General features: G+C 34.0%; 14 protein-coding genes, 1 tRNA gene and 1 pseudogene. 6 read left to right on the top strand and 10 right to left on the bottom strand.

Features of this window, described 5'->3' with window-relative positions; genetic code table 11:
• Positions 1–460 (bottom strand): annotated as a pseudogene (locus AB8B65_RS04670) (hypothetical protein); the annotation flags it as partial.
• Positions 461–527: 67 nt separating this feature from the next.
• Positions 528–601, bottom strand: a tRNA-Met gene (locus AB8B65_RS04665).
• 132 nt (positions 602–733) lie between these two features.
• On the opposite strand from AB8B65_RS04665, the gene AB8B65_RS04660 reads away from it, so the two are divergent.
• Both AB8B65_RS04660 and AB8B65_RS04655 read left to right on the top strand, forming a co-directional pair.
• Entirely contained in the window at positions 734–1,123 is a 390-nt protein-coding gene (locus AB8B65_RS04660) for an START-like domain-containing protein (RefSeq protein ID WP_405299694.1), read from the top strand.
• A 53-nt stretch (positions 1,124–1,176) separates the two neighbouring features.
• Positions 1,177–2,016: an aminotransferase class IV gene (locus tag AB8B65_RS04655; protein WP_405299693.1), complete on the top strand. Its 840-nt coding sequence runs from the start codon at positions 1,177–1,179 to the stop codon at positions 2,014–2,016.
• Here AB8B65_RS04655 and AB8B65_RS04650 read toward each other — a convergent pair whose 3' ends face one another.
• The 5 genes from AB8B65_RS04650 to AB8B65_RS04630 form a co-directional block, all read right to left on the bottom strand.
• On the bottom strand, positions 2,017–2,586 hold the full coding sequence (locus AB8B65_RS04650) for a YqgE/AlgH family protein (protein WP_405299692.1): 570 nt from the start codon (positions 2,584–2,586) through the stop codon (positions 2,017–2,019).
• A 135-nt stretch (positions 2,587–2,721) separates the two neighbouring features.
• Positions 2,722–2,997, bottom strand: coding sequence for an HU family DNA-binding protein (locus AB8B65_RS04645; protein ID WP_405299695.1), 276 nt, complete (start codon positions 2,995–2,997; stop codon positions 2,722–2,724).
• A gap of 179 nt (positions 2,998–3,176) precedes the next feature.
• Positions 3,177–4,124, bottom strand: a complete 948-nt coding sequence (gene fmt / locus AB8B65_RS04640; RefSeq protein WP_405299691.1) for a methionyl-tRNA formyltransferase — start codon at positions 4,122–4,124, stop codon at positions 3,177–3,179.
• 3 nt (positions 4,125–4,127) lie between these two features.
• Positions 4,128–6,026, bottom strand: coding sequence for an ATP-dependent DNA helicase RecQ (locus AB8B65_RS04635; protein WP_405299690.1), 1,899 nt, complete (start codon positions 6,024–6,026; stop codon positions 4,128–4,130).
• Entirely contained in the window at positions 6,023–6,568 is a 546-nt protein-coding gene (locus tag AB8B65_RS04630) for an AAA family ATPase (RefSeq protein ID WP_405299689.1), read from the bottom strand. Before AB8B65_RS04630 ends, AB8B65_RS04635 begins: the two co-directional genes overlap by 4 nt.
• 482 nt (positions 6,569–7,050) lie before the next feature.
• On the opposite strand from AB8B65_RS04630, the gene AB8B65_RS04625 reads away from it, so the two are divergent.
• Complete coding sequence (locus AB8B65_RS04625) at positions 7,051–7,359, top strand: hypothetical protein (protein WP_405299688.1); 309 nt, start codon at positions 7,051–7,053, stop codon at positions 7,357–7,359.
• A 203-nt stretch (positions 7,360–7,562) separates the two neighbouring features.
• On the opposite strand, the gene AB8B65_RS04620 is transcribed toward AB8B65_RS04625, so the two are convergent.
• Entirely contained in the window at positions 7,563–8,108 is a 546-nt protein-coding gene (locus tag AB8B65_RS04620; RefSeq protein ID WP_405299687.1) for a hypothetical protein, read from the bottom strand.
• A 326-nt stretch (positions 8,109–8,434) separates the two neighbouring features.
• Between AB8B65_RS04620 and AB8B65_RS04615 the strand changes: the two genes are divergently transcribed.
• The 3 genes from AB8B65_RS04615 to murA all read left to right on the top strand — a co-directional run bounded on the left by AB8B65_RS04615 (position 8,435) and on the right by murA (position 10,807).
• Positions 8,435–8,725: a DUF493 family protein gene (locus AB8B65_RS04615; RefSeq protein ID WP_405299686.1), complete on the top strand. Its 291-nt coding sequence runs from the start codon at positions 8,435–8,437 to the stop codon at positions 8,723–8,725.
• Between the two features lie 102 nt (positions 8,726–8,827).
• On the top strand, positions 8,828–9,478 hold the full coding sequence (locus AB8B65_RS04610; RefSeq protein WP_405299685.1) for a DUF4290 domain-containing protein: 651 nt from the start codon (positions 8,828–8,830) through the stop codon (positions 9,476–9,478).
• A gap of 21 nt (positions 9,479–9,499) precedes the next feature.
• Entirely contained in the window at positions 9,500–10,807 is a 1,308-nt protein-coding gene (gene murA, locus AB8B65_RS04605) for a UDP-N-acetylglucosamine 1-carboxyvinyltransferase (protein WP_405299684.1), read from the top strand.
• A gap of 78 nt (positions 10,808–10,885) precedes the next feature.
• On the opposite strand, the gene AB8B65_RS04600 is transcribed toward murA, so the two are convergent.
• The gene (locus AB8B65_RS04600; protein ID WP_405299683.1) at positions 10,886–11,719 is read right to left on the bottom strand and encodes an OmpA family protein; all 834 of its coding nucleotides are present in this window, start codon (positions 11,717–11,719) and stop codon (positions 10,886–10,888) included.
• Positions 11,720–11,833: 114 nt separating this feature from the next.
• On the bottom strand, positions 11,834–12,392 hold a 559-nt coding region (locus AB8B65_RS04595), incomplete at its 5' end, for a fasciclin domain-containing protein (RefSeq protein ID WP_405299682.1).

The raw sequence follows: 12,392 nt of genomic DNA, 5'->3' as shown, positions 1-12,392 counted from the left end.
AGTTTAGTCCAGAATATCCAGTTCCCGCAGTTTTCTTTTTCCAATGCGGTTTACGTTGCTTTAAAGCAAAAAATAAAGCTTCTTTTACAGTATAATTTTTTCGTTGACTTTCAATTTCAGTACCTTCTTCTTGTATTTTTTGTTGTTCAATGCGTTTATCAGTTTCTTTGTAGGTTTCATAAGGATTATATCCTTTTTTCAGTAGTTCATGCAATGCTATTCTGTTAATAACGAGCATTTCCATTCGTTCTTTTTTAGTCTTTAATCTGTTGACTCCCATATATAAAGGTGGTTGTAAGACTAATTTTTCTGTTACGGGATTCCGATAATAATAGTACACATACCAACGTTTGGAAAGATCGCCATCTGCATCATAAATTTTTGGTTCTGTGTATAGGTTCTTACTCAAAGTATATGCGTTTCTATATGCGTTTGTTAAAAGGAGATGTAATTTAGACATAAAAAAAAGGTTTTCCAAATGATGGAAAACCTTATAAACATTGACAATACGTGTATAATTGTCTTTGTAGCGAGATCGGGAATTGAACCCGAGACCTCCGGGTTATGAATCCGACGCTCTAACCAACTGAGCTACCTCGCCGTGTTTGCGGGTGCAAATATAGTAACTATTTTTTTTTGAGCAAATATTACACAAAAATTATTTTTTTTATCGTTTTCTTTTAAACTTAGCAATTAATGTATATATTGTCGACAACATAATTACAAATAAAGCATGTCAGATAAAGTAAAATACGAAATTGAGTTCCCTATACAATCTTCTCCACAGCTTTTGTTCCAATATCTATCTACACCTTCAGGATTGTCTGAATGGTATGCAGATAATGTAAACTCGAGAGGTGAGATTTTTATATTTATATGGGACGGTGAAGAAGAAACGGCAAAGCTCCTTGGAAAGAAAAATAATGAGCGTATCCGCTTTCAATGGGAAGAAGATGAAGACACATCGTATTATTTTGAAATGAAAATAGTAGTCGATGAAATTACTAAAGATGTTTCTCTTATAGTAATCGATCACGCAGATGACGATGAAGAAGTTGAAGAAGGTAAAATGTTGTGGGAAAACCAAATTGGAAGTTTGAAACAAGTTTTAGGTTCTCGCTAAGAAAAACCATTTTTAAAAAGTATATTTGCCTTGAGATAATCAAGGCTTTTTTTATGGTAAATTTTAATGGAAACATCAGTACAGAAACTACAATACTGAATGTTGAAAATAGAGGACTAAAATATGGAGATTCGCTTTTTGAAACCCTAAGAATCGTTGCAAATAAAATCCTGTTTTGGGAAGATCATTATTTCCGATTAATGGAGTCAATGCGAATTTTAAGAATGGAAATCCCAATGAATTTTACGATGGAATTTCTAGAAGAAGAAATAATCAATACGTTAAAAGCAAGTGATTTAACGAATGCACGCGTACGCTTTACAGTTTTTAGAGGTGATGGCGGATTGTACTTGCCAGATTCTAACGAAGTTGAATATATCATTACCGCAAATGAACTAAAATCACCTTTTTACTTGCTTTCTGAAGCAAAGTTTGAAGTCGATTTGTACAAAGACTTTTACATCAACAAAGGATTGCTTTCTACATTAAAGACGAATAACAAGATCATAAACGTATTAGGAAGCATTTACGCCAAAGAAAATGACTTGGACAACTGTTTGTTGGTTAATGAAGATAAAAGCGTTGTAGAAGCTTTAAATGGGAATATATTTTTGGTGAAAGGAAACACAATTAAAACACCACCAATTACTGATGGTTGCCTAAAAGGAATTTTACGAAAGCAATTACTGGAAATCATAGAAAAAACACCCGATTATGAATTGAAAGAAGAAAGTATCTCACCTTTTGAAATTCAAAAAGCTGATGAATTCTTTATCACAAATGTAATTCGAGGAATTGTTCCCATCACAAAATACCGCAAAAAACAGTTTGAAACTACCGTTGCGCGAGATTTAATAGCGAAATTAAACTTGAAAATTAGACTAGGAGTGTAGTTAATTATGACTCGGATCTTCAGGCGCATTTGACCAAATCAAATATTCGCCACCAAATTCCATCATCTTATTACGCCAAATAGACTTGCAAGATTTGGAAATGATCTCTTTTTGAAATTCATTTTCAACAATAACCCAAGAATTAGAATTCAATTCTTCACTTAATTGATTGGCATGCCAACCAGAATATCCCAGAAAAAACTTTATGTCGTCTTGTTGTAATTTATCTTCTTCTAAAAGTTTGGCAATAGAAGAAAAATCGCCGCCCCAATAAATCCCCAGCGAAATTTCTATACTATTAGGTACCAAGTGCGGTATTTTATGAATAAAATATAAATTATCTTGTTCTACAGGTCCACCATTATATACTTTAAATGACATTTTTGCGTCAGAAAATTGCGGAATTAAGTCCGAAAGATGAACATTTAGTGGTTTATTCAAAATGAAGCCAATAGATCCTTCTTCAGTATGGTCAGCAAGTAAAACAACTGATCTGTTGAAAGATACGTCTCCAATAATGGATGGTTCTGCAACTAAAAGATGTCCTTTATTGGGTTTTAAGGCAATCATTTGCGTTTTTTTAGGTTACTTAAATCTATTAAAAAAAAACGGAATAATCAAATACAGCACTTTTCATAACCTCATAAAAAACGAAAAAGCACTCAAATTTGAGTGCTTTTTGTCTAATTTATATGCTAAATATAATTAGTTAACAGCTTTTCCTAAGTCAGATCCTGCTTTAAACTTTACTACTTTTTTAGCAGCAATTTGGATAGTTTTTCCAGTTTGTGGATTTCTTCCTTCTCTTGCAGCTCTTTCCGATACTGACCAAGATCCAAATCCTACTAGAGAAACTCTGTTTCCTCCTTTTAAAGCTCCTTCTACATTTCCTAAAAATGATTCCAATGACTTCTTTGCTGCAGCTTTAGAAATTCCTGCGTCAGCAGCCATTGCGTCAATTAATTCTGTTTTGTTCATAATTGTTGAATTATTAATTGTTGGTTAAACATTATTTTTAAAAGCAATACAAATTTATACGGATTTCTTTGTCATGCAAGTAATAGCGCGGGAAAACCGCGTTTTTGTTAATAACTTAAGGCGATTGTTAATAAACACGACTGTTTTTTGTTGTTTTTCTCTCGTATCAATAGATATAGGGCTTACGAGACTTTTGCGTCTTTTTCAAAAGTAAAACCGTTTAACAATGACCTAATTTCCATTGAACGCTTTCCAGGTAGCTGTAAAACTCTTACAATAATGTACCCTTCTTTCACCGCAATTTTTAGCTCTTTTTTAGAACTAATCACGCTTCCCACAGCAATAGCATGTGATTCAATTACTTTTGCTACTTCATATATTTTAATTTTATAGGTATCGTCTCCATTATATAAGGTTGTCCATGATGCAGGATACGGACTCAATCCGCGAATTTTATTATATATATGGTCTATCGTATCTGTCCAATCAATTTTGCAAGTATCTTTATGAATCTTATATGCCGTTCGTACATTCTCCAAATTTGGTTGAATGGTCGTCGTAACTTCATCCTTTTCTATATGCTGAACTGTTTTTACAACCAACGCACTTCCAATAGCCATTAACTTATCATGTAATGAACCAGCATTTTCTGTTGGATCAATAGGAAGTTCTTCCTGAAAAATCATAGCACCTGTGTCAATTTTCTCATCAATAAAGAAAGTAGTCACGCCCGTTTTTGTTTCACCATTAATAATAGCCCAGTTAATTGGCGCTGCACCTCTATAACTAGGAAGTAACGAAGCGTGTAAATTAAAAGTTCCGTATGCCGGCATTTGCCAAACAACTTTCGGTAACATCCTAAAAGCAACCACAATTTGTAAATTCGCGTTTAACGCTTTTAATTCGGCCACAAAAGATTTGCGTTTTAAGTTTGTAGGTTGCAACACATTCAAACCATTTGCTAAGGCAAACTTCTTCACGGCAGATTGATGCATCTTGCGTCCGCGACCTGCAGGTTTATCGGGCGCAGTAATTACACCAACTACAGTATAATTGGCATCCAATAGTGCTTTTAAAGTTGCCACAGCAAAATCGGGCGTACCCATAAAAACGATTCTTAAATCTCTCATATATTATATGGTATAAGTATTTGTTTCTGTTAATTTAATTTTTTCAGCCTCCAAAAGTAACTGAATTATCGCTAATAGCGCGTTTTCTCTATATGGTAAAATAGCGCAAATTTCGGTTGAGGTCATTGGTTTCTCTTTTAAAACCTTCAAAATGTCATCTCTAATGAGCAATTGCATTTCCGTATTGGGAGTTACCGCTTTTTGTGTTCTACATACGGAGCAAATTCCGCAAGGAGTTTTTGTTGCTTCACCAAAATAGGCGAGTAGCTGAATGTTTTTACAAGTTTCCGTATCTTTTATGTACTTGATAACGGCTGCAACACGTTTCTTTTTCAATTCGTTTTGTTGTCGTACTTCTTTTGCAATCGGATGAATTGTTTTATCATCTTCACGAGCGACTAAAAAAGTAACTTCTGCATCAGTCTGAATTTCATCAAGTGTAATGATTTCATCTTTTGCTAATTGCTGAATGGTCTCTGCAATTTTATACTTAGGCAATCCTAACTTTTGCGCTAAAAAATGGGTGTTAATTTGTATTTTCTGTTCAAAAGCACCGCCGTACGTGCGTAAAATTGCTTGTGTAATTAAACTTACGTTAGAATTGGTATCGAGATACTTCATCAAATTAAATTGATCCACTATAAACTGTAACGACGTTTTTCTATGAAAATGCTGCGAAAGCTGAATTATACTATGTCTGTCTAATAATTGTAACGCAGTATATGTTTTTTGTGTGGGAAATTGATATGTTTTGCAGAATTCGTAAAAAGCCAGTGCATGTTTAGTATCATAACCTTCACCGTAAGCAACTTGAAAGAAACTACACAGCTTCCTAAAAACGATTTTCAAGAAATCCACACTTGGTAAGTTATGAATAAACTGTTTCTGTAAACTGTCAATATCATTCGCATCAGTTAGAATGATGGCGTTTGCATATTCGCCATTTCGTCCTGCACGTCCTGCTTCTTGATAGTAATTTTCTAAACTATCGGGCAATTGTACGTGAATCACATTCTTTACATCGGGTTTATCAATTCCCATTCCAAAAGCATTTGTAGCCACGATCGTTTGCACTTTACCGTTCAACCATTTTTGTAGATTGTCTTTTTTCTCTTCTGACGAAAGTCCACCATGAAAAAATACACTCGTAAATCCTTCCCGCGAAAGCGATTCATGAATACTTACGGTACTTTTTCGGTTGCGCGTATACACAATACATGATTGCGGATATTTGCGCAAAGTTTTCTCGATGGTTATGATTTTGTTTTCGGTTTCTAAGACTGTGTACGCTAAATTTTTGCGTGTAAACGATTGCTGAAATTTTTGTACATCTTTTAAATGCAAACTCGCTTCAATATCTTTTACAACTGTTGGCGTGGCAGTTGCAGTCAATGCAATACATGGAACGTTTGGCAACAACTCACGAAGCGTATTGATGTTTTTATATGCTGGACGAAAATCATTTCCCCATTGCGAAATACAATGCGCTTCATCAACTGCAATTAGGTTGACGTTCATTTGCTTGATGCGTTGTTGAATAATTTCTTGCTGTAAACGTTCGGGTGATACGTACAAAAACTTATAATCGCCATACACGCAATTGTCCAGTAAGTCACTAATTTCAGTTGCTTTCAATCCGCCAGTTAAGGCAATTGCTTTAATTCCGTTGGCTTTTAAATTGGCTACTTGATCTTGAATTAAGGCAACCAAAGGTGAAACCACAATACAAATTCCCTCCATAGCCAACGCAGGAATTTGAAAGCAAACTGACTTTCCACCGCCAGTTGGTAATAAAGCCAAGGTATCTTTTTGTTGAATAACCGCATTTATAATATCTTCTTGCAAAGGACGAAACGAAGTATGTCCCCAATATTTTTCTAAAAGTGCAAGCGGTTTGGTCATTCGTGGTTTTTAAGTGTATGTAGGATGAATGTAATACGTTCTGAAATGGTTCCGAACGGTACATCAATCAGTTTGTAATTGTAGCTTTCATAAGCTGTTGTCAAAAACTTCTGAATGGTTTCTGCTTGTTCAAAACTTTCGTAACGTTCATTGTCTTGCTCATAAATTTCTTTCCATGGCGCTAACATAAAAGCAACATCATAGGTATGATTCTTACAAGCTTCACGAAACATATCAGGATATTCGTCGCCTGTATAATCCATATATGCGGCTACATCCGGAATGCCACGATCGTAAAAAGCATAGTTTCTATCAAGTGATTCTGCATCTTTAAATTGTTGAATTCTACCTTTCAATAGCAATTCGCTAAACAGCAAAGGTTGCGTTAAAAACAGTTGTTCAATGCCTTTTTTCTGTGCAGCAGCGGTCACTTCTCGTGAAATTTCATGGAAGCAAACATGTCCTTTTTCTTCTAAAGCTGTAATCAAGGTAGATTTCCCAGTGCCTGGTCCGCCAATAATAAGTACTCTTTTCGTGTTCAATCTGAATAATTTATGGCGTAAAATTACGGAAAATCGTAGGAATATGAAATTTTTGTTTTTAGTTGTTGGTTTGTGTTTTGAAACGTCTTTTTGAGGAAGTATAACGAAGCAATCTGTTAACAAAACGTCTAAAGGAGTGATTTTTCATAATGAAATGAAGAAAAATGGTATCGAGAAGCACTATGAAACATGATCAGTTTTCTGCCACGAATGCACGAATTGTTTTAGTTTGTTTATGGACGCGAGTATAGAAATTTATGGAGTTGAGGATGTCCTAATTAAGTTAAAACCTACATCGTGGTAATTCTATCTGTTTTATAAAAGCAGGTAATTTCTACTTATAAAAAACACAAGAACTGTAGCATATTTGTATTGTTATAAAAATCAAATAATGAGAATGTTAGTTCGCTCTTTTTGGTTTTTACAGGCGAAACCCGAAAAGCCAGTTTTAAATAGAGTAGGAAATTATAAAATTAGAAATTATGAATAATTTTGAGATTGCAACGAATTCAGACGGACGTGTAGAAGCTTTTTATATTGATGAAGCAAAGATGGTAGCACATACATGGCAAATAGAACCAGGAGATAAATTAGTATGGTCACAAGCAAGTGCTTTATACGGAACGGCAGAAGGTTCAACAGGACCTTTAAAAAATGCTGTTAGCGTAGCTGCAACAACAAACCGTGAAGGTCAAATTGAAGTAGTTGCTGTTACAGATGCTGGCGAATATTTCATCTGCTATCAAATTGGTGGTGTATGGAATGGCTGGTTTCAAATAGAACAACGATAAGAGTAAAAATATAATAGAAGAAATTTAGTTTAGGGACAGATTGCATGTAATACGTTGGTATTTTGTAATCTGCTTCTTTTATATTGTAAATGTTCGATTATACTAAACGTCAATTCGAGTATTTTTCAAAAAAAATGTATCAAGAAAAACTTTAAAAATTCATTGTTTAGCTTTCAGCTCACTTCTCAATATTATTTTAGATCTCAATTAAGTTTTCCGCGGGTAATAACTCCAGTTCCTTTCAGTGTTATTTCTAATTTAGGGTATCTTGTTGAAAGCAGGCATAAATCCTCTACAGAATTTTTAAAATTTGAACTTAAAATTATTGAATTCAAATTCGTGTCTAACGGTAATTTTTTGAGTCCAGAAACTGTAATAGAAGTATTTCCAATATGAATCATTTCCAAGGATTTAATGTTTGATAAATACTTAATACATGCATCTGTAAGTTGTGGATTATCTTTAAGTCGTAATTGTTTTAAGTATTGTAACGATTGTAGCAACTGAATGCCTTCATCTGTTATTTTGGTAGCGTCTATATCTAACAGTTCAATACTATTAATTTCTCCAATAATTGCAAGATGCTTGTCTTCTATTTCAGTTGAAGAAATGTTTAAATGTTGCAGGTTTGTCAATTCTTGAATTTTCAGAATTTCGGTTTCTTCTATTTCATCAAGAAAAAAAGGATTCAAATAATCTGTATCAATAGCAACAGTTTCATCTGCAATAAATATTGTTTTTGTCTTCAAAATAAGTGGTATCAATTACAATAATAATCAAATTATTAATACTATCGAATTGTGTTATATCGTTTTTTATCACGAATTCAGAAACATTTTTAAGCTCGTTTATTGGCACGAGATGGAAAATTGCTATTGCTAGGAAACATTCTTATAGTCATAAAAATAAAATCATTAATAAACAATGCGGTTTCCCATAATCACTCTGAAAAAATCTAGAATCTTGACTCTACAAATACTGTGGTCATATATTTACAGCGCAGCAGGCTAAGTTCTAATTTTCTAAAACAAAACATTCCGCGTATCTTTGCCGTTCATTAAGAAAAAAAGACAGCATGAGTTCAAAAAACGATCCTGAAGCGTTTTATGCAAAACTAAAAATACAATTAGAAGAAACAACAGAATTTCCTGCATTATATATGTACAAGTTTATTGTGCCTTCTAGTGAAGAAAAAATAAAAGAAGTACACCAAATATTTAACAATATGGGCGCTGTTATTAACACTAAAAAGTCTTCCAAAGGAACCTACACTAGTGTAACAATTAATGTAAATATGAAAAGTGCAACTGCGGTAATTGAAAAATATAAGGAAGCAAGTACAGTAGAAGGTATAATTTCTCTGTAACTACAGAGCTATCTAATTTTTTTTTACTATTTTGCAAATTCAAAATAATCTTCACAAGAACTTTATTTTACTTCAATATTTACCTTACAAACAAATTTTATTTTGATTGACCAGTTAGAGTATAACACAGAGCGTAAACGATTGATTATTCCAGAGTATGGACGACATATTCAAAAAATGATCAACCATGCCGTAGAAACAGAAGATGATGTAGAACGCAATAAAATTGCAAAATCAATCATTGGCGTAATGGGGAATTTACAACCACATTTGCGTGATGTTGCCGATTTTCAACATAAATTATGGGATCAACTATTTATCATGTCAGATTTTAGACTGGATGTTGAATCGCCTTATCCAAAACCTTCTCGCGAATTATTACAAGAACGTCCAAATCCACTTGGATATCCACAAAACTTTCCTAAATATCGTTTCTACGGAAATAATATTAAACGAATGATTGACGTGGCAAACGGATGGGAAGAAGGCGAAATGAAGGAAGCTTTAGAGTTTGCTATTGCAAACCACATGAAAAAATGCTACCTAAATTGGAATAAAGATACTGTTGAAGATTATGTAATTTTTAGGCATTTACTCGAATTGAGTAATGGGGAAATTGACTTAGCAGCCAAAAACGAAGACTTGTCAGATGCTTCAAATCTACTGAAACAGAAAAAGAAGTTTTCGAACAGTAATAATAACAAAAATCAACAACGCAACAATAAAAATCGCAATAGCAGAAAGCGTTATTAACAAAATTCATTATCATATTTTATGGGGACTTTTAAGATTGAAGGTGGTCATCAGTTAAAAGGAAGTATTCAACCACAAGGTGCAAAAAATGAAGCATTACAAATATTATGTGCTGTTTTATTAACACCAGACAAGGTTACAATAAGTAATATTCCTGATATCGTAGATGTCAATAAATTAATCATGCTTTTAGGAAACTTGGGTGTGAAAATTCAAAAAAACGGACCTGGCTCATACACGTTTCAGTCCGATGATATCAATCTTAACTATCTAGAATCTGAACAATTTAAAGAAGAAGGACGCGGTTTGCGTGGTTCTATTATGATTGTTGGTCCATTATTGGCACGATTTGGAAAAGGATACATTCCAAAACCAGGAGGTGACAAAATTGGACGTAGAAGATTAGACACGCATTTTGAAGGCTTTATTAAGCTTGGCGCGAAATTTAGATATAACAGAGAAGATTATTTTTATGGAGTAGAAGCTAAAAAATTGCAAGGAACATATATGTTGCTTGATGAAGCTTCTGTAACAGGAACCGCAAATATTGTGATGGCTGCTGTATTAGCAGAAGGTACAACTACAATTTACAACGCCGCTTGCGAGCCATATTTACAGCAATTATGTAAAATGCTGAATCGAATGGGCGCAAAAATTCGTGGTGTTGGTTCAAATTTACTTCGCATAGAAGGTGTTGATGAATTGGGCGGAACGGAACATAGAATGCTTCCAGATATGATTGAAATTGGAAGTTGGATTGGTTTGGCAGCAATGACACGAAGCGAACTGACGATTAAAAATGTAAGTTGGGACGATTTAGGACAAATCCCGGATGTATTCAGAAAACTTGGAATTACGGTAGAACGCAAAGGAGATGATATTTATGTTCCTAAACATGCAGATGGATACGAAATTCAAAACTACATTGACGGTTCTATCTTGACAATTGCCGATGCGCCTTGGCCAGGATTTACACCAGATTTATTGAGTATTATTTTGGTTGTAGCAACACAAGCACGCGGAAGTGTTTTAGTACACCAAAAAATGTTTGAAAGCCGTTTATTCTTTGTCGATAAATTGATTGACATGGGCGCAAAAATTATTCTTTGCGATCCGCATAGAGCTAGCGTTATTGGCCACGATTTCAAATCACAATTAAAAGCAACTACAATGGTTTCGCCAGATATTAGAGCGGGAATTTCATTATTAATTGCGGCTTTATCTGCCAAAGGAACGTCAACCATTCATAATATTGAACAAATAGATAGAGGTTACGAAAACATTGACGAACGTTTACGCGCAATAGGAGCGAAGATTGTTCGATTGTAAACGAACCTTACTATAAAATAACAAAGAATCATCTTATTCAGGTAAGATGATTTTTTTTGTGCGATTATTTTATTGGAATCACACTTTCGTGATCTTAATCTCAACACGTCTATTAGCACTGCGATCGCGAGATCCTTTCTCAGGGAAACGTAACGGCGTTTTAAATGCATAGCCTTTATACGTAAGTCGTTCTTTAGAAATTCCTCTGCTAATGAGATACTTATAAATAAAACGAGCTCTGTCTAATGAAAGTGTTTCAGTTCCTGTGGCACTATTTAAAGCATCAGAATCATCATTGCCACCGCAGCATACATGTCCTTGCACTTCAATATGAATATTTCTATTTTTCTTTAAAAACCGAACGAGTTTTTCCAGTTCCTTTTTAGACGTCTTTACAAGTGTGACTCTTCCTGTTTTAAAATTAATTTTACCGAAAGAATACGAACCTCCAACGCGAAGTTTAGCGACAGGAATAACAAAAATATTTTCTTTTTGCTTGACAATTTTGGGTTTGTGATCGTTTTTAGAGATGACAACAGATACTTTCCGATGTTTTTTAACACCAATTCGTTCATTTTGTTTCTGAGAAACAGTTGGCAATTCTCCTTTTGCTTCTTTTTCAATAGAATTAATGAGTGATTTGTGATTTTTTTGAAGAAATGTAGTAACTGAATTTGCTCTGTTTTTGGACAATTCAAGATTAAAATTCTCGGTATCTACAAAATCAGTATATCCTTTTATGACAAAATTGTACGTTGTAGTACTATCTAAAGTGGCTAGTTCTGTATTAATTTTTTTAGTGTGCTTGCTTGATAATGTATACTTTCCCAAGTTAAAATAAATATCAAACTCAATATCTTGCGCTTGACAAAAACTAACGCTACAAAGTAATATGATAAGTAGTTGTTTCATGTATTATCTTTTGGGATGAAAAAGGTACAAAATTATATCAAAAAAGAAGGGCAACTAAAAAATTAGTTGCCCTTACCAGTCTTAAAAATGGTTTCTCTTTTGAATCTAATACACCTAATTTAGATTCGGTAATATAACCTTATTAACAACATGAATTACACCATTCACTGCCTGAACATCGGTAACAATAATGTCACCGGTTCTATCGTTTAGGTCGGTAAAAGTAGCTCCACCAACCGTGTTTATTGTAAAATTGTCTCCTAATGTACTTACCATCATTCCATCTGTTAATGTTGATGCTAATACATTTGCTCCTGCTACTACATGTGTATTTAATGTAGCTTCTAATGTAGCTGTTGGTACATCACCTAAAGTTGGTAATTCCAATTCAGCTAATAAGTCAACAAATGCAGCATCTGTTGGTGCAAATACTGTAAATGGAGCAGGGGAAGTTTTAGAACTTAACGTTGCTACGTACGTAAATGAATTTTCTCTTGTAAGTGCCTGTACTAAGATTCCGAAAGTAGCATCTGCTGTGGCAAATGTTACTACAGTTGGTAAATCAATTACTGTATTTACAGCATGGATTACTCCATTATCTACAGATACATCTGCAGTTGTCACTGTTGATACACCGTTTAAAACTACACCATTACTTGTATTTACATACATG

The organism is Kordia sp. (assembly GCF_045105435.1).
GTDB lineage: Bacteria > Bacteroidota > Bacteroidia > Flavobacteriales > Flavobacteriaceae > Kordia.
Note: the sequence above shows the minus strand (reverse complement) of the source record. Positions and strands in the feature narration are given on the sequence as shown.